Source organism: Neoroseomonas rubea (assembly GCF_016106015.1).
Classification (GTDB): Bacteria; Pseudomonadota; Alphaproteobacteria; order Acetobacterales; family Acetobacteraceae; genus Neoroseomonas; species Neoroseomonas rubea.
On sequence record NZ_JACADQ010000003.1, the window covers coordinates 1 to 20,554 of the forward strand.

Annotated in this window: 18 protein-coding genes; 10 read left to right on the forward strand and 8 right to left on the reverse strand. The window is 69.4% G+C overall.

The window, feature by feature from the left end; translation table 11 throughout:
* Nucleotides 1-281 precede the first annotated feature (281 nt).
* From HW577_RS00750 to HW577_RS00760, 3 genes are read right to left on the reverse strand one after another with little or no spacing between them, the layout of a single operon-like run.
* Nucleotides 282-725, reverse strand: coding sequence for a hypothetical protein (locus HW577_RS00750; protein WP_198374133.1), 444 nt, complete (start codon nt 723-725; stop codon nt 282-284).
* 47 nt (nt 726-772) lie between these two features.
* Complete coding sequence (locus tag HW577_RS00755) at nt 773-2,512, reverse strand: thiamine pyrophosphate-binding protein (protein WP_332837282.1); 1,740 nt, start codon at nt 2,510-2,512, stop codon at nt 773-775.
* Nucleotides 2,509-3,330 carry a hypothetical protein gene (locus HW577_RS00760; RefSeq protein ID WP_198374134.1) on the reverse strand — a complete coding sequence of 274 codons (822 nt, stop codon included), beginning with the start codon at nt 3,328-3,330 and terminating at the stop codon, nt 2,509-2,511. Before HW577_RS00760 ends, HW577_RS00755 begins: the two co-directional genes overlap by 4 nt.
* Before the next feature lie 67 nt (nt 3,331-3,397).
* On the opposite strand from HW577_RS00760, the gene HW577_RS00765 reads away from it, so the two are divergent.
* The 3 genes from HW577_RS00765 (at nt 3,398) to HW577_RS00775 (ending at nt 6,141) form a co-directional block, all read left to right on the forward strand.
* Nucleotides 3,398-4,378 (forward strand): thiamine pyrophosphate-dependent dehydrogenase E1 component subunit alpha, encoded by a 981-nt coding sequence (locus HW577_RS00765; RefSeq protein WP_232474581.1) that lies wholly within the window; start codon nt 3,398-3,400, stop codon nt 4,376-4,378.
* Nucleotides 4,375-5,340: an alpha-ketoacid dehydrogenase subunit beta gene (locus HW577_RS00770; protein WP_198374136.1), complete on the forward strand. Its 966-nt coding sequence runs from the start codon at nt 4,375-4,377 to the stop codon at nt 5,338-5,340. The genes HW577_RS00765 and HW577_RS00770 overlap by 4 nt, the downstream gene beginning before the upstream one ends.
* A gap of 138 nt (nt 5,341-5,478) precedes the next feature.
* On the forward strand, nt 5,479-6,141 hold the full coding sequence (locus tag HW577_RS00775) for a peroxiredoxin (RefSeq protein WP_198374137.1): 663 nt from the start codon (nt 5,479-5,481) through the stop codon (nt 6,139-6,141).
* Nucleotides 6,142-6,278: 137 nt separating this feature from the next.
* On the opposite strand, the gene HW577_RS00780 is transcribed toward HW577_RS00775, so the two are convergent.
* Genes HW577_RS00780 through dctP form a run of 3 tightly spaced genes read right to left on the reverse strand, consistent with a single transcriptional unit; the run spans nt 6,279 to nt 9,131 of the window.
* Nucleotides 6,279-7,565 (reverse strand): TRAP transporter large permease, encoded by a 1,287-nt coding sequence (locus HW577_RS00780; protein ID WP_198374138.1) that lies wholly within the window; start codon nt 7,563-7,565, stop codon nt 6,279-6,281.
* A complete protein-coding gene (locus HW577_RS00785; RefSeq protein ID WP_332837285.1) occupies nt 7,562-8,071 on the reverse strand; it encodes a TRAP transporter small permease in 510 nt (169 codons plus the stop codon). The genes HW577_RS00780 and HW577_RS00785 overlap by 4 nt, the downstream gene beginning before the upstream one ends.
* 7 nt (nt 8,072-8,078) lie before the next feature.
* Nucleotides 8,079-9,131, reverse strand: coding sequence for a TRAP transporter substrate-binding protein DctP (gene dctP / locus HW577_RS00790; protein WP_198374139.1), 1,053 nt, complete (start codon nt 9,129-9,131; stop codon nt 8,079-8,081).
* Nucleotides 9,132-9,279: 148 nt separating this feature from the next.
* On the opposite strand from dctP, the gene HW577_RS00795 reads away from it, so the two are divergent.
* Nucleotides 9,280-10,842: an acyl-CoA synthetase gene (locus HW577_RS00795; RefSeq protein ID WP_198374140.1), complete on the forward strand. Its 1,563-nt coding sequence runs from the start codon at nt 9,280-9,282 to the stop codon at nt 10,840-10,842.
* A 79-nt stretch (nt 10,843-10,921) separates the two neighbouring features.
* Here HW577_RS00795 and HW577_RS00800 read toward each other — a convergent pair whose 3' ends face one another.
* Nucleotides 10,922-11,680, reverse strand: coding sequence for an SDR family oxidoreductase (locus HW577_RS00800; protein ID WP_198374141.1), 759 nt, complete (start codon nt 11,678-11,680; stop codon nt 10,922-10,924).
* A gap of 128 nt (nt 11,681-11,808) precedes the next feature.
* On the opposite strand from HW577_RS00800, the gene HW577_RS00805 reads away from it, so the two are divergent.
* Nucleotides 11,809-13,053, forward strand: a complete 1,245-nt coding sequence (locus tag HW577_RS00805; protein WP_198374142.1) for an alpha/beta fold hydrolase — start codon at nt 11,809-11,811, stop codon at nt 13,051-13,053.
* Here the strand turns inward: HW577_RS00805 and HW577_RS00810 are convergent.
* Nucleotides 13,047-13,790 carry an SDR family NAD(P)-dependent oxidoreductase gene (locus HW577_RS00810; protein WP_198374143.1) on the reverse strand — a complete coding sequence of 248 codons (744 nt, stop codon included), beginning with the start codon at nt 13,788-13,790 and terminating at the stop codon, nt 13,047-13,049. The two genes, HW577_RS00805 and HW577_RS00810, sit on opposite strands and share 7 nt — an antisense overlap.
* Nucleotides 13,791-13,939: 149 nt before the next feature.
* On the opposite strand from HW577_RS00810, the gene HW577_RS00815 reads away from it, so the two are divergent.
* The 5 genes from HW577_RS00815 (at nt 13,940) to HW577_RS00835 (ending at nt 20,538) form a co-directional block, all read left to right on the forward strand.
* Nucleotides 13,940-14,944, forward strand: a complete 1,005-nt coding sequence (locus HW577_RS00815; RefSeq protein ID WP_198374144.1) for a TRAP transporter substrate-binding protein — start codon at nt 13,940-13,942, stop codon at nt 14,942-14,944.
* 61 nt (nt 14,945-15,005) lie between these two features.
* Nucleotides 15,006-15,515, forward strand: coding sequence for a TRAP transporter small permease (locus HW577_RS00820; RefSeq protein ID WP_198374145.1), 510 nt, complete (start codon nt 15,006-15,008; stop codon nt 15,513-15,515).
* Nucleotides 15,515-16,834 carry a TRAP transporter large permease gene (locus tag HW577_RS00825; protein ID WP_198374146.1) on the forward strand — a complete coding sequence of 440 codons (1,320 nt, stop codon included), beginning with the start codon at nt 15,515-15,517 and terminating at the stop codon, nt 16,832-16,834. The genes HW577_RS00820 and HW577_RS00825 overlap by 1 nt, the downstream gene beginning before the upstream one ends.
* Before the next feature lie 115 nt (nt 16,835-16,949).
* A complete protein-coding gene (locus HW577_RS00830) occupies nt 16,950-18,299 on the forward strand; it encodes a glycosyltransferase family 4 protein (RefSeq protein WP_198374147.1) in 1,350 nt (449 codons plus the stop codon).
* Nucleotides 18,300-18,309: 10 nt separating this feature from the next.
* Complete coding sequence (locus HW577_RS00835) at nt 18,310-20,538, forward strand: glycosyltransferase family 4 protein (protein ID WP_198374148.1); 2,229 nt, start codon at nt 18,310-18,312, stop codon at nt 20,536-20,538.
* The last annotated feature ends 16 nt before the right edge of the window (nt 20,539-20,554 follow it).

Genomic DNA, 20,554 nt, shown 5'->3' on the forward strand with positions numbered 1-20,554 from the left:
GCCGCGTCCGCCAGCCGCGCCGCCGATCACCGCGCCGGTGCCGGCGCCGATCAGCCCGCCGCCGACGGCGCGCTGCGTCGGGTCGTAGGGGTTGGTGCAGCCGGCCGCGAGAAGCGCCGCCAGCATCGCGAGAAGTCCCTTGCGGGCCATGGTCCGTTCCCGTCCGAGAATGGGCGCCGCACGACTCGTGCCGCGTCTGATGTCACCATCGCGCGCCAGCGTGGCGGGGCTGTGGCACGTCGATGCGATAGGGGAACGCGTGGCGCCGCGCGCCTCGTCCCTCACCAGCCACGCGGCCTGCCATAGGTGGGCGGCGGCGGCGCGCTCGGCGGGCGGCCGACATAGGAGCCTTCGGGCAGCGGTCGTTCGAAATATCCGTTGCGCGGGGAGACGTAGGGTGCCGTGTCCTGCGGCGGACCTGGACGACGCCAGGCGGGCGGCGCGCGATCCCAATGGGGCGGTGCGCCCCAATAGGCCTGGGGCGGTATGTAGGTCGGCCCGGACTGGTACGTCAGGCTGCCCTGCGGCGCTGCCGGCGGCGGCAGGGGGCGCGCTGCCTGTGGCGCGGGCGCCCGGCGCTGCTCCGGCTCGGGGCTCGGCGCGCCGTAGAGCACCTGCGGCAGCGGCGCGCCGTACTGCACGCTCGGCAGGCGCTGGTCCTGCGCCGTGGCAGCGCAGGGCAGGGCGAGGATCAGGGCGGCTACGATGCGGCGCGGCGCGGTCATGGCCCGCTCATCCTAGCTGCTTTCGTGGCGCCTGTGGGGCGTTGCGTTCAGACCGGACGGTCGCCCTTCTCGACCTTCAGCGTGCGGTTGTCGACGCCGGGCAGCATCCGCGCCGGATCGCGCGTGACGATCACGTCGAGGATGGTGGGGGAGGAGGTGTTCTCGAGCCCCTCCCGGATCGCGCCCGCCAGCTTCGCCGGGTCCTCCACGCGGATGCCGTGGCAGCCAAAGGCGCGGGCGGCCGCGGCGTAGTCCGTCTCGGCGAGTTCGGAGGACTGGTAGTTCCCCGGCCCGTAGACGGCATGCTGCAGGGCCTTCACATAGCCCGAGGCCGCATTGTTGAACACGCAGAGCACGTAGTTGGCGCCCGCGCGGCGCGCCGTCTCGATCTCCCCGATCGTCATGTTGAAGCCGCCATCGCCGGTCAGGCCCACGACGCGCCGCTTCGGCCCCGCCGCCATCTGCGCGCCCATCGCCCCCGGCGCGCCATAGCCGATGGAGGCGAAGCCGCGGTCGGCGATGAAGTGGCGGCCTTCCTTCTTGGTGTCGAACAGCAGCCCGCCCCAATGCCCGGCGAAGCCGCCGTCGGCGACGAGGATGTCCTCATCGCCCATTGCCAGGTTCAGCTCATTGATCAGGCGGCCGACATTGATCGGCGTCTCGTTCGATTCGAGCCTGTCCGCCGCACCGGCGCGCCAGGCGGCCATGCGCGGGGCGATCGCCGCGGCGAAGTCCGCGCGGTCTTCGGGCAGCGGGCCCGGCGGCAGCGTGGCGAGCAGGTCCTCGAGCGCAAGGCGCGCATCTGCCGCCATCGCAACATCGGCGCGGGTGGTCCGGCCGATCTCCTCCGGCACGATCTCGATGTGGATCAGCGGCACGCCGGCCGGCATCAGGGAGAAACGCTTCGTCGCGATCTCGCCCAGCTTGCAGCCGACGACGATCAGCAGGTCGGCCTCCGCGATGAAGTCGTTGGCGATGCGCGAATAGCGCCCGAACACGCCGAGGGAGAGCGGATGCGTGCAGGCAATCGCCCCCTTGCCGGACATCGTGTGGGCGACGGGCATGGCGTGCGCCTCGGCCAGCGCACGCAGCGCGGCATGCGCGCCGGAGACATGGATGCCACCGCCCACCAGCAGCAGCGGCCGCTTCGCCTTGGCCAGCAGCGCCGCAGCGCGGCCGAGTTCGCGGCCATCGGGGCGCGTGCGCCGCGCCTGGGCCATCAGCGTACCGGGGTCTGCCCAGATCTCGTCCGCACCGAACTCGTGCTCGCCATGGGCGACATCCTCCGGCACGTCGAGCACCACCGGGCCGGGGCGGCCGGATGTGGCAACGGCGAAGGCGCGGCGGACGAATTCCGGGATGCGCTTCGTGCTCTCGACGCGAAGCAATTCCTTGCAGGCGGGGCGGAGGATTTCGACCTGCCGCGCTTCCTGCGTCATGTTCTTCCAGGCGTGGTCGCGGTTGGCGTCGCCGGTGATGGCCACCAGCGGAATACCCGCATTCAGCGATTCCACGAGTCCCGTGACGAGGTTCGTCGCCCCCGGCCCGAGCGTCGCATCCACCACGCCCGGCCGGTTCGTCACCCGCGCCCAGGCATCGGCGGCAAAGGTGCCGCAGCGCTCGTCGTTGATCAGGTAGTGCTTCAGGCCCAGCGCGCGCACGGCCTCATAGAAGGGCAGCAGCTGGAAGCCGCCCATGCCGAACATCGGGCCGACCTGGTGGGCCTGCAGCATACGCGCCAGCGCCTCGCCGCCGGTGATCTTCAGGGTGGTGTTGGAACTGGTCACGCGCGTCGGTCCTTTTCGATCGCCTCGGCGAGGAGGGTGATGGCGTCTCGCACCGTGCCGCCTGGCGCGAGGCCCAGCGCGGCCGCACGGACGTTCACGGCGCTGACGATGCCGCTCTCGACGGCGGAGCGACCATCGCCGATCCGCGCTGTCCAGACAGAGTAGGTGGCGGCGGCGATGCCACGCGCGTCAAGGGCGGGCAGGCGCGTGAAGCCCGCGCCGTCGATCCCGCCATCGGCATCGTTGTAGAGCGCGGCGAAGACATTCGCGCGCGCCGCGGTTTCGGGTCGCCCGCCGAGCAGGGCGCCATGGCTGCCGGTGACGACGATGGTGCCGTCATCGTCCGGGCCCATCAGGGAGTTTGAATCGATCGCACTCGCCCGCGCGCGGCCGGGGAGTTCGACGGGGAAGCGGCTTTCCGCGCTCTCCGGCGGCTCGGCAGGCGAGAGGGGCGCGGCGGCGAGACGCCGGGCAGCCTCGCGGCACCACATGCCCGGCTCGATGCCGAGCGCGGCGGCGGCGCGGTTCACATGGCTGACGATGCCGCGGCCAAGCAGGTCGAAGCCGTCCCCGATGCGCGCGCTGCGATGGGAACAGCAGGCGGCCGGGACGCGAAGGGGGTCGAGCCAGTGAAGCCCGGCGATGCCGGCGCGATCGAGGCCGAGGCCCGCATCGTTCAGCAACACGCCCGCGACGCGGGCCTTCGCGGCGAGGTAGGCCGCGTAGATGCCGCCATGCGACCCGCCGACGATGACGCGCCCTTGCGCCTCCGGCCCCAGCCGGGTGACGCTGTCCACCACGATGAGCCGGTCCAGCATGGCGTTCCTCTCCGAAACCGGGAGTAGAGCGCGACGGTGGGGCTGGCAACAGGGGGAGGGGATCCGCATGTCGGGCACGTCGAATGAGACGGCGCGGCGCATGGCGATGCTGCGCGACATGGCGCGCATCCGTGCCTTCGAGCGCGAGGCCGTTGCCGCGATGCGGGAAGGCAAGGCGCCCGGCGTGGTGCATCCTTCCATCGGGCAGGAAGCGGTCGCTGTCGGCGTGTGCGCGAACCTGCGGCGTGCCGACCGCATCACCAGCACGCATCGCGGACATGGGCACGCGATTGCGAAGGGGGCCGATGCGCGGGCGATGATGCTCGAATTGCATGGCCGTGCGGGCGGGTCCTGCGGCGGCAAGGGCGGATCAATGCACATCGCCGATTTCGCAGTGGGGATGCTCGGCGCGAACGGCGTGGTCGGCGCGGGCATACCGATCGCCTGCGGCGCCGCGCAGGCCATCCGGCTGACCAAGGAGGACGCGATCGTCGCCTGCTTCTTCGGCGACGGCGCGGTGAACCGCGGTCCCTTCCTGGAAGGGATGAACTGGGCCGCGCTCTATCGCCTGCCCGTGCTGTTCGTGTGCGAAGACAACGGCTTCGCCGCCTTCACCCGCAACAGCGCGGTGACCGCCGGTGGCGGCCCGGCCGTGCGCGCCGAGGCCTGCGGCGTGCCAGCCACCGGGGTGGATGGGGAGGATGCGCTGGCGGTCGATGCCGTCGCGGCGGAGCTTGTTGCGCGCGTCCGTGCCGGCGCCGGTCCGCAATTCCTGCATGCGAAATGCTACCGATGGGAGGGGCATACGGGCACTGACGCTGCGGCCTATCGCCCGGCGGAGGAAGCGGCCGCGGCACGGCAGCGCGACTGCATCCGCCGCCTTGCCGCGCTGCTCGTGGCCGCTGGCGTATCCGAGGGCGAGATCGCCGCGCTGGAGGCCGGGGCGGCGGCCGAGATGGCCGGCCACCGCGCCGCCGCCATGGCTGCCCCCTGGCCCGATCCAGGCGCCGCCTTCACCGATGTCCAGGATGCAGGGGCGCCGGCATGACCCGGATGAGCTTCGCCGAGGCGACGCGCCGCGCGCTCGCCGACGAGATGCGGCGCGATCCGCTCGTCTGGGCGCTGGGCGAGGACCTGGTCCAGGGGGGCATCTTCGGCCAGTACAAGGGTCTCGCCGAGGAGTTCGGGGCGGATCGCATCGTCTCCACGCCCATCAGCGAAAGCACGATCATGGGGGCGGGGCTCGGCGCGGCGTTATGCGGCACGCGGCCCATCGTGGAGATGCGCATCGCCGACTTCACGCTCTGCGCCATGGACGAGTTGGTGAGCCAGATCGCCAAGGTCCGCTACATGTTCGGCGGGCAGGGGCGCGCGGCGCTGGTGGTCCGCATGCCGCAGGGCATGTGGCGCAATTCCGCCGCGCAGCACAGCCAGTGCCTGGAGGCCTGGCTGACGCACATCCCGGGCCTTGTCGTCGCGGCCCCCGGCACGCCGGCGGATGCGGCGGGGCTGCTCAAGGCCGCGATCCGCAGCGACGACCCGGTCGTGCTGATGGAACCCAAGAACCTCTGGACCTCGGAGGGCGAGGTGCCGGAGAAGGTCGCGCCCATCCCCTTCGGCGTGGCGCGCCACGCGGCGGCGGGCGATGCGGCGACGGTCGTCACCTGGTCCGCGACGGTGCCGGTGGCCGAACAGGGCGCGCTGGAGAGCGGCCTCGCCTGCGACGTGTTCGACCTGCGCAGCCTCTGGCCCTGGGACGAGGCGGCGGTGATCGCCTCGGCCCGACGCACGCGGCGCCTGCTCGTCGTGCATGAGGCGGTGACGGTTTCCGGCTTCGGCGCGGAGGTGGTCGCGCGGGTGGTCGAGGCGCTGGGGCCGGGCGGTCTCGCCGCGGTGGAGCGCCTCGGCGCGCCGCGCGCGCCGGTGCCCTTCAGTCCGCCGCTCGAGGACAGCCTGCGCATCACGCCGGCGCGCGTTGCGGATGCCATCCGCCGCCTGGCGGCGCGGTAGAAGGATCTTTCCGGGCGGCGCGCCGGGCGGAGAATCCCCCGCTCGTTGCACCGCCGGCGGGGAGAGCGAAACCTTCTGCTTGCGGTCGGCTCGCTCGCGTGGTGGCGTCCGCGCCTATCCAGGCAGGGAGCAACCGCCATGAGCATCCAGATCGGCCAGGCCGCACCCGATTTCGAAGCCGATACCACCCAGGGTCGCATCCGCTTTCATGAATGGATCGGCGATGGCTGGGCGATCCTGTTCAGCCATCCGAAGGACTTCACCCCGGTCTGCACGACGGAGCTCGGCACCATGGCCGGGCTGAAGCCGGAATTCGACAAGCGGAACTGCAAGATCATCGGCCTGTCGGTCGATCCGGTGGAAAGCCACCATCGCTGGGAAGGCGACATCGCCGAGGTGACGGGCCACGCCGTGACCTATCCGATGATCGGCGACCCGACGCTGGAGGTCTCGAAGCTCTACGGCATGCTGCCGGCCGATGCCGGCGCGAGTTCGGAAGGGCGCACGGCGGCGGCGAACCAGACGGTGCGCGTCGTCGTCTTCATTGGGCCGGTCAAGCAGGTGAAGGCCTACCTCGCCTACCCGATGACGGCGGGGCGCAACTTCGACGAGATCCTGCGACTGCTCGACAGCCTGCAACTGACGGCGAAGCACAAGGTGGCCACGCCCGCCAACTGGACGCGCGGGCAGGACGTGATCATCGCCGGATCGGTTTCCAACGAGGATGCCAAGGTGCTGTTCCCGAAAGGCTGGAAGGAACCCAAGCCCTATATCCGGATCGTGCCGCAGCCCCGTGGCTGATGCCGGTCCGCCAAAGGATTGACCATCGGCGGAACGGAATCCGCTATCCCTCACGCGCGGCCCCCCCGCCAACCCCGCGCGCCATAGGCGGGCGCGGAAGGCCTGACCTTCGGCGCGCGGGAATGAGGCGCGCCGGGTCAGACCAGGCCCATCGCTTGCGGCAGCCATAGCGCTAGATCCGGCACCGCCATCACGCAGGCAGCCGCGGCGGTCATGGCCAGCACCATCCAGATCACCCAGGGGATGGTGCTTTCCATTGGCACGCCGGCAATGCGGCAGGAGACCATCAGATTCACCGCCATCGGCGGGGTGAACTGGCCGATCGCGATCATCATGGTCAGCACGACGCCGAACCATGTCAGGTCCCACTGGAAGGCCGCCGCAATCGGCAGCAGCACCGGCAGCATGATCAGGAAGATCGATATGCCGTCGAGGAACATGCCGACGATGATCAGGAAGATCGTGAGCATCACGAGTGTACCGCCCGCACCGAAGCCAAGGCCCACCACCCATTCCGCGATCGGGCGCACGATGCCGAGCGTGCTGGTCGACCAGGCGAAGACCGTCGCGAGCGCCACGACGATGAGGATGACCGCCGATATCTCCCCGGCTTCCACCAGCATCTCGTAGACGTCGCGGAACGTCAGGGACCGATAGACGACGAAGCCGACGAAGAGGCCGTAGAACACAGCGACGACCGCGGCTTCTGTCGGCGTGAAGATGCCGATGCGCATGCCACCGAGGATCACGACGGGCGCCATCAGTCCCCAGATCGCGTCGCGGAAGGTCTGCCAGACGGCCAGAGCCTCCCGTTTCCGCGCCTTCCCGCCGAAATCCTTGACGATCGAGATCGTGACGACCGCACCGATGATGAAGAGGCCCGCGAGCAGCCCTGGGATCATGCCCGCCGCGAAGATCGCGGGGACGGACACGCCTGGCACCAGCACGGCATAGACGATGAAGGCGATTGACGGAGGGATCAGGATGTCCGTCGCGGCCGCCGCACCGACGGTGCTGGCGATGAAGGGGCGGGGATAGCCGTCCTCGACCATCGACTTCGTCATCACCTGCCCGACAGCCGCCGAATTGGCCGGGCCCGAGCCGGTGATGCCGCCCAGCACCATGGCGACGATCACGGCCACCGAGGCGAGCGCGCCGCGCCCCGCGCCGACCAGCGCCTGGGCAAAGCGCACGAGCCGCAGCGCGACGCCCGTGCGCTCGAACACGCAGCCCACCAGCACGAACATCGGTATGGCGATCAGCGGATACTTCGCGATGCCGGCATAGACATTGGTCGGCATCGCCATGATCGCCTGGTTGGCGAGCCATATGGCGAAGGCGCCGGCGAGGCCGAGGCAAATGCCAACCGGCACGCCGGCCATGAGCAGCACGCCGAAGGCGATGAAGAGCGTGGCAGCGATCATCCCGCCTCTCCGCGCGCAAGCCGGACCAGCCGCCCTGCCGCCCGGCCGATGACAAGCAGCGAGAGCAGCGGCAGCCAGCCAGTGTACCACCAGTTCGGATTGCCGAGGCCGTTGGAGAGCACCTCGAACCGATACTCGTCATAGGCCAGCTTCGCGCCGAACCAGGCGAGCAGGCCGAAGCAGGCGATGGCGAGCGCGAGCGCCAGCATCTCCGCCCGTCGCTGCCATGTGGTGGGCAGCAGCCCCGTAAAGTACTCGACCCGGATGTGCCGGCCGCCGGCGGTGGCGAGCGCCGCGCCGATCAGCGTCACGATCACCATGAGCACAACCGAGTATTCCTCGGTGACGGCGAGCGAGACGTTGGTCAGGTAGCGCGCCGCGACATTGGCTGCGGTGATCAGCGCCATCGCGCCCATGGCGAGCGCGAGAAGCACCCGCTCGAAGGAAAGCGGGAGGCGCGTGCGCGGGTCCGGCTGGGTCGCAGCCGGGTCGAGTTCGGCGCTCACCTGGTTCTCAGGCCGTGGCGCTGGTGATGGCGGCCTGCGCCTTCTGCACGAGCGGCATGCCGACCGTCTGCGCCCACTTGTCGAACACCGGGCGCGTCGCAGTCGCGAAGGCGGTCTTCTCCGCCGCAGTCAGCTCGGCCACCGAGACGCCGCGGCGGATGCATTCCTCGATCGCCGAGCGGTCGCCGCCGATGCCGATCCCCTTGCGGCTTTCGGCGATCTGCTTCTGCGCAGCTTCCCGCGCACAGGCGATGATCAGGTCGCGGTCCGCCGGCGCGAAGCTCTCCATCACCGACTTGGCGACGACGAAGGCGCCCGCATCGGCGACGTAGTTCCAGATCGTCAGATGCTTCTGCGCCAGCGTGTCCATACGGAAGGCAAGGAAGAGGTTGACCGGGTTCTCCTGCCCGTCCACCGCGCCGGTCGTGAGCGCGGGCTGCAGGTCGGCGAATGACATCTGCAGCGGGTTGGCGCCGAGGGCGGTGAAGATCTCGCTGAAGATGGCGCCAGCGGCGAAGCGGATCTTCATGCCGCGCAGATCCTCGGGGCGGCGGACCTCGCGCTTGGAGTTGGAGAGTTCGCGGAAGCCGTTCTCACCCCAGGCGACCGGCACCACTTCCCGCGCGGCGAGGGCACGGAACAGATCCTGGCCGACCTCCCCGTTGATGATGGCGTCGAAGCCGCGATGGTCGCGCAGCAGGAAGGGCAGTGAGAAGAGGTTCATCTCGCGGATCTGCGGCGAGATGTTGATCGTGCTGAACACCGCCATGTCGATCACGCCCTGGCGCATGGCGACGAGCTCACGCGTCTGGTCGCCACCGACGAGCTGGCTGCCGGGATAGACCTTCATGTTGATTCGTCCGCCCGAGCGCTGGGTGACCAGGTCAGCCCAGTCGAAGGCGCCGCCGGAGAGCGGGATGGGCCGGTTGCCCACGACCGAAACCTTGTATTCCGGGCGGTACTGCTGCTGCGCGCGGACGCGCAGCGGGATGGCGAGGCTCGTGCCCGCGGCCGCGAGCAGGAGCGTGCGGCGCGAGCCGCGGAGGTGGGTTTCGGTCATCTGGCGTCTCTCCCTGACGGATCGTTCATCTGCGCGCCCTGGGTGGCGCTTCCCGGCAGGATTGCCCGGGCACGGGCCGCGCCGCAAGCGCCGGCACGCTTGCGGGGTGGCGCGGGGCGCGGCAGACCACGGGGCGGAGGAAGCGCCGATGATCCCGACCTCGAACCTCGCGAGCCTGCTGTTGCAGACGGCCTGGCGGCTGCCGGAGCGTCCCGCGCTGGTCTGGCGCGACCGGACGTGGCGCTGGGCCGAGGTCGCGGCGCGCGTCACCGCGGCCGCGGCGGCGCTCCGGGCGAGGGGGATCGGCGCGGGCGACCGCGTCCTCGTCCATGCCCGCAACGGCAACGCCATCTTCGAATCCTGCTGGGCCTGCTGGCTGATCGGCGCGGTCTGGGTGCCGACGAACTTTCGCCTGAGCCCGCCGGAGGTTGCCTTCCTGGCGGCCAATGCCGGCTGCCGGGCGCATCTGTTCGACACCGGCTTCCCGGAGCATCGCGCGGCGGCGCGCGCGGAGAATGCGGCCTGCCTGCTGGAGGTTGCGGTGGGGGAGGGGGTGGGCCTGTCGTGGGAGGATCTGGTTGCGGAGGGATCAGCCGCGCGGGTGACGGAGACGGCGGCGGTGGATCGCGATCATCCGGCCTGGCTCTTCTACACCTCGGGCACCACGGGGCGGCCCAAGGGCGGCACGCTGACGCATGGGCAATTGGCCTTCGTCGTGGTGAACCACATCGCGGACCTGATGCCGGGGCTGAGCGAGCGCGACGCGTCGCTCGTGGTCGCGCCGCTGTCGCATGGCGCGGGCATCCACGCCATGGCGCAGGTGGCGCGCGGTTCGGTCTCGGTGCTGCTGCCAGGGGAGCGACTTGACGTGCCGGAGGCCTGGCGCCTCGTCGAGAAGCATCGGGTCAGCAACATGTTCACGGTGCCGACGATCCTGAACGCGCTGTGCCGTGACGCCAGCGTCGATGCCCACGACCATTCGAGCCTGCAGCACGTGATCTATGCCGGCGCGCCGATGTACCGGGAGGACCAGAAGCACGCGCTGCGCAAGCTCGGCCCCTGCCTGGTGCAGTATTTCGGCCTGGGAGAAGTGACCGGGAACATCACGGTCCTGCCGCCCGAATGGCACAGCCTGGAGGATGACCCGGCCTTCCCGATTGGGTCCTGCGGCTATCCGCGCACCGGGATCGAGGTCGCGATCCTCGACGCGCAGAACCGCCGGCTCGCGGCCGGCGAGACGGGTGAGATCTGCGTCCGCGGCCCCGCCGTGATGGCCGGTTATTTCGAGAACCCGACGGCGAACGAGAAGGCCTTCGCGGGAGGCTGGTTCCACACGGGCGACCTCGGTCATCTCGATGCGCGCGGTTTCCTCTACATCACGGGCCGGCAGTCGGACATGTACATCTCCGGCGGGTCGAACGTGTATCCGCGGGAGGTGGAGGAGGTGCTGCTGACGCATCCTTCCATCGCCGAGGCCTGCGTCGTCGGCGTGCCGCATGACAAGTGGGGCGAGGCCGGGGTTGCGGTGCTGGTGGCCGCGGAAGGCGCCGCGATCGACCCGGTTGCAGTCATGGCGCATCTCGATGGCCGGCTAGGTCGCTACAAGTGGCCGACGAGTATCGTGGTGTGGGATGCGCTGCCGCGCTCAGGCTACGGAAAGGTGCCCAAGAACGAGGTGAAGCGGCTCTTGCTCGAACGCGGCGACATCTGAACCGCGCGTCTGCGAGGGCGGAGTGGCAAGGAAGGGATGGGGGTTCGGGGGAGGTTCCCCTCCCCCGACCTTCTGTTGGTCAGCCGCGCCCTTCGAACGGCATCTTCGTCGCCTTGATGGTGAGCGTGAAGATGTTCGATTCCAGCGGCAGGTTCGCCATGTGCAGGATGGCCTGCCCCACATGGTTCACGTCCATGGTCGGCTCGACGGCGACCGTCCCGTCAGCCTGCTTCACGCCCTGCGACATGCGGCGCGTCATCGGCGTCGCGGCGTTGCCGATATCGATCTGCCCCGCGCAGATGTCGTACTTCCGGCCATCCAGCATCAGCGACTTGGTCAACCCAGTGATGGCGTGCTTCGTCGCCGTATAAGGCGCGCTGTCCGGTCGCGGCGTGTGCGCGCTGATCGAGCCGTTGTTGATGATGCGCCCGCCCTGGGGCGACTGGTCCTTCATAATGCGGAAGGCGGCCTGGGCACACAGGAACGAGCCGGTGAGGTTCACCGCGACGACGCGCGACCAGTCGGCGTAGGTCAGGTCCTCGAAGGGCATGCCCGGGACGTTCTGGCCGGCGTTGTTGAAGAGCAGGTCGAGCCGGCCGAATTCCTTCTTCACCGCGCCGAACAGCGCATCGACCGCCGCCGGGTCCGCGACATCGGCGGGGATGGCGCGGGCGCGCGGGGCGGCGTCGCCGGCGAGGGCGATCGTCTCCTCCAGCGCCTCCTTGCGCCGGCCGGTCAGCACGACCGTCCAGCCGCCGCCGAGCAGGGCGAGGGCGGCGGCGCGGCCGACGCCGGTGCCGGCGCCCGTGACAACGGCGATCTTGGTTGGTGCACTCATGGTCGTTTCCCCGATGGCGTACGTTGGATCTGCGGCAATGTGCGCGGGCCCGCTTTGGCTGGCAACGCCGGTTGCCGGGCCCTGCGGCTGCTGACATCCTCGGTCCGAGGAGACGGCAGGAGGGTCGCATGGCAGGCTGGCCGCAGGGCAGCGCATGGGAGAGCTTCGTTGCCCGCTGGCAGGCGGCCTGCGCCGAGGATGCGGTGCTCGCGGAATGGCGCCAGGGCGTCGCGGTACGCTTCGCGATCGTCAGCGGGGATGCACGCGCGGCGTTCGGGTTCGGTGGTGTGACCGGGCCGGAGACCTTCGCGCTGGAGGCGACGCCGGAGATCTGGGCGAAGCACCTAGAACCGATCCCGCCGCGGCACCATCACGCGATCTTCGCCATGCGCCATCGCGTGCCTGGCTTCCGCGTGACCGGTGATGAGATCGAGTTCCTGCGCCACTGCCATGTCGCACGCCGCGTGCTCGAGGTCGGGCGTTGGCTGGTGCTGCGCGGGAACGGGCCGGTGCCGGCCTTCCCGCGACCGTCGCTGCCCACCGCGACCCGTGCCGATCCCGTGGGGCGCTACCTCGACGTACTGGCCGATGGGCGCGATTGGCGGCTCTATGCCGAGCAGGCGGGGCAGGGCAGGGACCTGCTGGTGCTGCACACCGCGGGAGCGGACAACCGCCAGGCGCACGGCCTGATGGCCGATCCCCGCATCACGAAGGACTGGCGCATCACCGCCTTCGATATGCCCTGGCATGGCAAGAGCCCGCCGCCTGCCGAGATGCCCGGCGCCTGGCGCCTGACGACGGATCGTTATGTCGAGATCATCATGGGCGTGGTGAAGGCGGCGGGGCTAAAGCGCCCCGTGTTGCTCGGCGCTTCCATGTCGGGGGAGATCTGCCTCGAGGTGGCGCTGCGCCATCCGGAGGCCTTTTCCGCCATTATCGCCTGCGAGGCCTGCGAGCATGTGGCCGGTCGGCGCAGCCCCTGGGCGGACGATCCGCGGATCAACCAGGCGATCTTCGTGCCCGAATGGATCCATGGGTTGATGGCGCCGCAGAGCCCCGCGGAATGCGCGGCAGCCATCTGGTGGCACTATTCGCAGGGCGGCTACGCCACCTTCGACCGCGACATCGGCTTCTATTCGGGAGAATGGGACGCGCGCGAGAGGGTGCATCGGATCGACACCGCCCGCTGCCCTCTCTTCATGCTCACTGGCGAGTACGACTACTCCTGCACGGCGGAGATGAGCGAGGCGACCGCGTTAAAGATCAAGGGCGCGCGCTTTACGCGGATGAACGGGATCGGCCACTTCCCGTTCACCGAGAATCCCCCGCTCTTCGCCGAATACCTGCTGCCGATCCTGGCGGAGGTTCAGTAGACGGCGCGCCCGCCGGAGATGTCGAAGACGCCACCGGTCGAGAAAGAGCACTCCTCGCTCGCCAGCCAGCAGGCCATGGCCGCGATCTCCTCCACCTTCACGAAGCGGTCCATCGGGATCTTGGATCGCATCCAGGCGATCTGATCCGGCGTCATCTGGCGGAACAGGTCGGTCTCGGCGGCGGCCGGTGTGATGCAGTTGGCCAGGACGCCGGTCTTCGCCAGTTCCTTGCCGAGCGACTTGGTGAAGCCGATCAGCCCCGCCTTGGAGGCGCTGTAGTGCGAGGCATTCGGATTGCCTTCCTTGCCCGCGATCGAGGCGATGTTGACCACCCGCCCATAACCCGCCGCGATCATGCCTGGCACGATGGCGCGGGTGACGAGATAAGGCGCGACTAGGTTCACCTCGACCACGCGTTTCCATTCTGCGACGGGCAGTTCCCAGGACGGCGCGTTGCCCCCGGTGATGCCGGCGTTGTTGACCAGGATGTCGACCCGGCCATGGGCGGCGAGCGTCGCGGCATGGGCGGCGCCGATCGCCGCCTCGTCGGTCAGGTCGAGCACATGGGCGCTGGCGCGGCCGAGCGATGCCGCGACGGCTTCGGCGGCCGTGCGGTCCATGTCCCAGACCGCGACGGTCGCGCCCGAATCGATGGCGCGTCGCGCGATCGCGAGCCCGATGCCGCGCGCCGCGCCGGTCACGACCGCCACGCGTCCTGCAAGGTCCAGCCTGTTCATGGGCGTCTCTCCTTTGATGCCACAGTCTCGCGCGGGCGTCCTGCGGCGAAAAGAGGCGGTAACCGTGCGGTTCCCAAGCCGGCGTTTCCGCCTCTATAGTCGGCCCACAGCCGGCACCAAGCCGGCGCATCTGAGGGAGAATGCGATCCATGAACCGTAGGCAATTGCTCGGTGGCGCGGCCGCCGGCGCAGCCCTGCTTGCCAGCCCGCATGTCGCGCGCGCGCAGCAGGCCATCACGCTCAACGGCGCCGTCCAGTTCAATGACGATCATGTCTTCACCCGCGCGCTGGTGCGGTTCGAGGAACTGGTGAAGCAGTACTACACCGCAGGCCCGGTGAATTTCGTGCTCCACAAGAACTCCAGCCTCGGGCTCGAGAAGCAGTATTTCGAGTACATGTCCGCCGGCCGCGGCGCGGTCGATTACGGCATCGTCTCGCCCGCCCACATGTCCACCTTCAGCCGCGCCGCGCCCTTCGTCGACGCGCCCTTCCTGTTCCGCGACCTGGCGCATTGGAACCAGGTGCTGGACCAGGACCTGTTCGGCCCGGTCGCGCAGGAGGTGGAGCGCCGCGCCCGCGTCGCGCTGATCGGCTATGCCGGCGGCGGCGTGCGCAACATCTTCGCCAACAAGCGTGTGACGAACATGGCGGAACTCCGTGGCCTCAAGGTCCGCGTGCAGGGCGCGCCGATCTGGTCGCGCACCTTCCAGGCGGCGGGAATGTCGCCCTCGGTCATCGCCTACAACGAGGTCTACAACGGCATCCAGAACAACGTCATCGAGGCCGGCGAGAACGAGGCCGCGGGCGTGGAGGCGATGCGCTTCTACGAGGTGGCGCCGAACCTGATCATGACCCAGCACGCGATCACGATCCGGCCCATCTGCTTCGCGACCCAGACGCTCGCGCGCCTGCCCGCTCCGCTGCAGGAGGCGGTCCGTCGCGCGGGCCGCGAGGCCGGCGTCTTCGGCCGCCAGGCCGAGAGCACCGAGGACGGGCAGAAGATCGAGGCGCTGGAGCGTGCCGGACGCCTGCGGCGCGTCGAGTTCACCGAGCGCGCCGCGCTCAAGCGCGCGGTCGACCCGGTCATGATCGCCTATGCGCGCGAGGTGGACGCGGAAGGCATCTACACGCGCATCAACGCGATCTCGTCCTGATCGCGCGCGGCCGGGGGAGGTGCGTCCCCCGGCCGATGTCCTGCCTCGCCCGGAGCGAAACATGACCCCGACCGGCCTGCGCGGCGCGGTCCGACGGGCAGCCGACCTCTATGGCCGGCTGCTGTCCGGACTGCTCGCGATCTCCGTCCTTATCCTCGTCCTGCCGGTGACACTGCAGGTCGTCTCCCGGCAGACGAGCCTTCTGCCGCACTACATCTGGACGGAGGAGATGGCGCGCTTCCTGCTCGTCTACACCGTCATGATCGGGGCGATCGTCGGGCAGAGGGAGGGGATTCACTTCATCGTGGATCTGTGGCCGCGACTGACGGGCCGATTCCGGGCCTTCATGGACATCGTCTCCGGCCTGTTCGTGCTGACCTTCGGCGCCGTCTTCCTATGGTTCGGGATCGAGTTCGTGGATTTCGCCTGGTTCCGGATCAGCGAACTCGCGGAACTGCCGCTCTGGCTGATCCACCTGCCATGGCCCATCCTCGGGTTCTCCTGGCTGCTCTTCGCGGGCGAGAAGTTCGTCGATGACGTGCGCGTGCTCCTGCACGGGGATGGCGCCTGATGGGCGGGAACGCACTCGCGGCCTCCGAGGCCGCCTGGATCCTGTTCGGCGTCTTCTTCATCCTGCTGGCGCTGCGCGTTCCGGTCGCCGTCGCGCTCGGCCTCGCCTGCCTGCCCGTGCTGGTGCTGGAATCGCGCCTGGGGCCGATGGTCCTGATGCAGGAGACCTTCAACGCCTACAACTCCTTCATCCTGCTCGCCGTGCCTTTCTTCCTGCTGACCGCGAACCTGATGAATGTGGGCGGGATCACCGATCGGCTGATGCGGTTGTCACGATCGCTGGTCGGCCATTTTCCCGGCGGCCTGGCGCAGATCAACGTGGTGCTGTCCTTCTTCTTCGCAGGGATTTCCGGTTCATCCACCGCTGACGCCGCCTCCCAGTCGAAGATCTTCATCGAGGCGCAGCGGAAGGAGGGCTACGACGACAGCTTCTCGGTCGCCATCACCGCCGTCTCGGCGGTGCTCGCGGTGATCATCCCGCCCTCGATCCTGATGATCGTCTGGGGCGGGGTGCTGACCGTATCGATCGGTGCGCTGTTCCTGGCCGGCATCGTGCCCGGCATCCTGATTGGCGCCGTGCAGATGGCGACCGTGCATGCCTACGCGAAGGCGCGCGGCTATCCGACCTATCCGCGCGCGGCCTGGGGAGAACTGCTCGCGGCCCTTGCCGTCTCGGTCCCGGCCCTGATGACGCCGCTGATCATCATTGGTGGCAAGGTCTTTGGCTGGTTCACCGCGACCGAGAGCGCCTGCATCGCGGTGCTCTACGCGGGCGCGCTCTCGCTGCTCGTCTATCGGGAGATGGGGCTGAAGGAACTCTGGGGCGCGCTTGGGGAGACGGGGCGCCTCGCTGCCGTCGCGCTGTTCTGCGTCGGCACCGCCTCGTGCTTCGGTTGGCTGCTCGCCTACTATAAGATCCCGGAGGCGATCCTGTCGGGTGTCTCCGCCTGGGGCATGGGGCGCATCGCGACCGGGTTCTTCATCGCCGCGGTGTTCCTCGTCGTCGGCTGCTTCCTCGATGCGATTCCCTCGATCATCATTGTCGGCGCCATCCTGCAGCCGCTGGCCGCCGGCGCCGGGATCGACCCGGTGCATTTCGCGATGATCGGCATCGTCAGCCTGGCCTTCGGTCTCGTCACGCCACCCTATGGTCTGTGCCTGATGATCGCCTGCCATGTGGCGGGCATGCGTATGATGGACGCGCTGCGCGATACGCTCATCATGCTGCTGCCGATGTTTGCGGTGCTGATGCTGATCATCGTCTGGCCCGACGTCGTGCTGTTCCTGCCGCGCCTCGTTTCGCCTGAATTCCTGGACTGAGGATGTGCTCCGGCCTCGCTTGACCTCGGCGAGGCCGCTTGCCAGTTTCGATGCAAGAACGTAACGGGATTACTGTCCCGTTCACGATCCCGCGTTTACGCATCGGAATTCGCCCATGCCCGCCCCGCGCCCCCCGCGCATCTTCATCGACGGCTACAACCTCGCGCTCGAGCAGGGCACGGGCGTCGCCACCTATGCGCGCAACCTGTCCTTCGGGCTTCGGGACATCGGTGCCGAGGTCGGCGTCCTGTACGGCACCAAGACCTCGACCATCAGCGCAAGCCCGCTGATCCGGGAGATCGGCTTCTTCGACCCCCGCGTCGGGCGCCCGTCCCGAGTCGCGGAGGCGGCGGACTTTACCCGTCGCGCCTTCAGCACGCCCTTCGGTGAGATCGCGACCCAGGTACCCATCACCGGGCGCGTGGTGCGCGACGCGTTCCGTTCCCGCCTGCCGCACTTCGACCATGTGTGGAACGTGCAGAACCTGTTCGAGGCGCAGCGGGTCCACTTCAAGCTCTACCGGCGGCGGATGAATGTCTTCTTCCGCCAGCCGCCGCAGCTGATGCACTGGACCTATCCGCTCGCGATCCGCGCGCGCCGATCGCGCAACATCTACACCATGCACGACCTGGTGCCGCTGCGCCTGCCCTACACAACCCTCGACAACAAGCGGCTCTACTACAGGCTGGTGATGCAGCTCGGCCGCAAGGCGGACCACATCATCACCGTCAGCGAGGCATCCCGCCGCGACATCGTTTCCCTTCTCGGCGTACCGGAAGAGAAGGTGACGAACACCTACCAGGCGGTCGAGATCCCGAAGCGATACGCCGAAAAGCCCGTCAGCGACGTGGTGACCGAGATCGAAGGCACCTTCGGCCTGGCCCACAAGCGCTACTTCCTCTTCTTCGGCGCGATCGAGCCCAAGAAGAACGTCGGCCGGCTGATCGAAGCCTATCTCGCCTCCGGCGTGCAGGATCCGCTCGTCATCCTCGGAAAAAAGGCCTGGAAGTCGGAGGAAGAGCTGCGCCTGCTCGCGGACAACGATCACGTCCGCTACCTGCTTTCGCGCGAGGGCCGGATCGAGACGCGCTACCGCGTCCAGCACATCGACTACGCGCCCTTCCCGCTGCTGGTGAGCCTGATCCGCGGCGCGAAGGCGGTGCTGTTCCCGTCCTTGTACGAAGGCTTCGGGCTTCCGGCGCTGGAAGCGATGCTGCTGGGCACGCCGGTGATGACGTCCGACACCTCCTCCATGCCGGAGGTGGTGGGCGATGCCGCGATCAAGATCGATCCGTACGACACCCGGGCGATGGTTGAGGCGATCCGCGCCCTCGACGCGGACGCCGACCTGCGCGGGCGGCTGGCAGAAGCCGGACCCGCGCAGGCTGCCCTGTTCTCTCCCGAACGCTACCGGGCCCGGCTGCGCGACGCCTATGCGCGGCTCGGTGCCAGGTTCGAGACATGAGGGCGGGGCGATGACCGGCGCGATGGACAGCGACCTCGCTCGTGCGGACCAGTATCGCGACCAGCGCCTGTGGGATGCGGCGATCACGGCCTATCGCGCGCATCTCGATGCATGGCCGCAGGATTGGCGCGCACGGATCCAGCTCGGCCACTGCCTGAAGGAGGCCGGCGACCCGGCGGCAGCACTGGTTGCCTATCGGGCCGCCGCGGCGGTCGCGCCGAACAGTCCGGACGTCCATCTGCAGATGGGCCATGCCCTGAAGCTCTTGGGGGAGGCCTCGCAGGCCTGGCGCGCCTATATGCGCGCGCTCGAGCTCGACCCCGACAACCACGAAGCAGCGCGGGAGGCAGGCGTCCTCGCGCGTCACGCGACACCGGTTGCGGCCTCGGCGCGCGCGCCGGGCCAGCCGCTGCAGGTCGTCTTCGACAGCTCCGACCTCGTCGCCTACGTCAACATGGACCGCACGCCGACGGGCATCCAGCGCGTGCAACTGAGCCTGACCGCCCGTGCGCTGCTCGACCCGATCGAGGGCGTCGCCCCGTCCGTCGTCGCCTTCGACGAGGCGAGCGGGGCCTGGCGGGAGATCGGGCGCGACGTGTTCCTGCGGCTGTGGCGGCTGTCGCGCACCGGCGGGGAGGCGAGCGCGCCGGCCTGGCGCGCCGTGGTGGAGGAGGTGCGCGCGGCGTTGCGCGAGGGGCAGGACTTCGCCTTCGCGCCGGGCGCGAGCCTCGTCAACCTCGGCACATCGTGGTGGATCAAGGACTATTTCCTGCGCGTGCGGGACCTCGTCCGCCAGGTCGGCGTGCGCTACGTGCCGCTGGTCTATGACTGCATCCCACTCGTCGCGCCGGAGCACTGCCAGCGCGCGCTGGTTGAGGAATTCGCGCAGTGGTTCTCCGGCATGGTCGCGCTGGCCGACCACGCCTTCGCCATCTCCGAATGGTCGGCCGCTGACGCGCGGCGGATCGCCGCGGAGATCGCGCCGGAGCGACCGCTGCCAATCACTGTCGTGCCGCTCGATGCTGATCTCCGGCAGGATATCGGCGCGGCGGCGGCTCCGGACTGGCCTGCGCGCGCCGACCTGCCGGACCCAGGCGAGCCCTTCATTCTCTGCGTCGGCACGATCGAAAGCCGCAAGAACCACCTGATGCTGTTCCAGGCCTGGCTTGCGCTGATCCGTCGCCATGGCGTCGCGCGGATGCCGCGCCTCGTCTGCGTCGGCAAGGCCGGCTGGCTGGCGGAGGCGGCGACGACGCTGCTTGCCAATTCACCCGATCTGCAGGAGCGCGTGTCGATCGCGCACGGCGTGCCCGACGTCGCGCTCGCCGCGCTCTATGCGAAGGCGATGTTCACCGTCACCAACAGCTTCTACGAGGGCTGGGGGCTGCCGGTGACAGAAAGCCTCTCCTTCGGTCGCATCCCGCTCGTCGCACGCAACACCTCCCTGACCGAGGCCGGTGGCGAGGCGGCGGTCTATTTCGAGCCCCAGAACGTGCCGGACCTCGTCTCGGCGCTCGAAGGCCTGATCTTCGACGCGCCGGCGCGCGCGGCCCGCGAACGTCTGATCGCCGAGACGGTTCGCCTGCGGAGTTGGGGCGACATCGCCGACCAGGTGATGCGGGAGGTCGCGGCGCGGGCGAGGGCAGGGGCCGCGCCGACGAAACCCTTCCCGGTCGAGCCCGGCCGTACCTACCGCCTGGGGCTGGTGGGCGGCGGCAGGGCCGGTCGTGCCAAGGCCATGGCCGACCAGCTGCGCGACGGGCCGGCCTGGCATCCGCTCGAGCCCTGGGGGTGCTGGACGCGGCCCGGCGTCGCGCGTCTGCGCCTTCCGCTGCCTGCGGGCACCGAGGGTCCCCTGCGGCTGTACATCGGCTGCGCCACACCCGCCCCCGATGCGATCATCCGGCTTCGCGCGCATCCAGAAGGGAAGGCGCCGCCACGCTTCGCGGCGCTTGCGGTCACTGGCTCGACGCCAGCCGCATGCGTCCTGGAACTGGACAGCACCGGTCACGACATCCTCGTCGAGATCGACAGCGGCGAAGGCATCTTCCTGCCAGACCGTCCCATCGAGGCGGTTGGGGCACCCGAAGGCGACGACTCCGCCGAGGAGGCGCCACCACCGCCGGGCCGCATGGTGGGCCTCGGTGTCACCGGCGTGATGGTCTGCCGGGCCGACGATGCCGCGGCGCGGCTCGACTTCCTCGAAAGCCAGGCCTTCCGCATCCTCCGCCCGGAATGATCCGCCAGCCGCCTTG

Excerpts from the sequence above, each read along its gene's own strand:
- HW577_RS00810 (WP_198374143.1), bottom strand. The coding sequence starts at position 13,790 with ATGAACAGGCTGGACCTTGCAGGACGCGTGGCGGTCGTGACCGGCGCG.
- HW577_RS00780 (WP_198374138.1), bottom strand. The coding sequence starts at position 7,565 with ATGATCGCTGCCACGCTCTTCATCGCCTTCGGCGTGCTGCTCATGGCC.
- HW577_RS00775 (WP_198374137.1), top strand. The coding sequence starts at position 5,479 with ATGAGCATCCAGATCGGCCAGGCCGCACCCGATTTCGAAGCCGATACC.
- HW577_RS00805 (WP_198374142.1), top strand. The coding sequence starts at position 11,809 with ATGGCAGGCTGGCCGCAGGGCAGCGCATGGGAGAGCTTCGTTGCCCGC.
- dctP (WP_198374139.1), bottom strand. The coding sequence starts at position 9,131 with ATGACCGAAACCCACCTCCGCGGCTCGCGCCGCACGCTCCTGCTCGCG.
- HW577_RS00835 (WP_198374148.1), top strand. The coding sequence starts at position 18,310 with ATGACCGGCGCGATGGACAGCGACCTCGCTCGTGCGGACCAGTATCGC.
- HW577_RS00800 (WP_198374141.1), bottom strand. The coding sequence starts at position 11,680 with ATGAGTGCACCAACCAAGATCGCCGTTGTCACGGGCGCCGGCACCGGC.
- HW577_RS00760 (WP_198374134.1), bottom strand. The coding sequence starts at position 3,330 with ATGCTGGACCGGCTCATCGTGGTGGACAGCGTCACCCGGCTGGGGCCG.
- HW577_RS00795 (WP_198374140.1), top strand. The coding sequence starts at position 9,280 with ATGATCCCGACCTCGAACCTCGCGAGCCTGCTGTTGCAGACGGCCTGG.
- HW577_RS00830 (WP_198374147.1), top strand. The coding sequence starts at position 16,950 with ATGCCCGCCCCGCGCCCCCCGCGCATCTTCATCGACGGCTACAACCTC.
- HW577_RS00820 (WP_198374145.1), top strand. The coding sequence starts at position 15,006 with ATGACCCCGACCGGCCTGCGCGGCGCGGTCCGACGGGCAGCCGACCTC.
- HW577_RS00815 (WP_198374144.1), top strand. The coding sequence starts at position 13,940 with ATGAACCGTAGGCAATTGCTCGGTGGCGCGGCCGCCGGCGCAGCCCTG.
- HW577_RS00770 (WP_198374136.1), top strand. The coding sequence starts at position 4,375 with ATGACCCGGATGAGCTTCGCCGAGGCGACGCGCCGCGCGCTCGCCGAC.
- HW577_RS00750 (WP_198374133.1), bottom strand. The coding sequence starts at position 725 with ATGACCGCGCCGCGCCGCATCGTAGCCGCCCTGATCCTCGCCCTGCCC.
- HW577_RS00825 (WP_198374146.1), top strand. The coding sequence starts at position 15,515 with ATGGGCGGGAACGCACTCGCGGCCTCCGAGGCCGCCTGGATCCTGTTC.
- HW577_RS00765 (WP_232474581.1), top strand. The coding sequence starts at position 3,398 with ATGTCGGGCACGTCGAATGAGACGGCGCGGCGCATGGCGATGCTGCGC.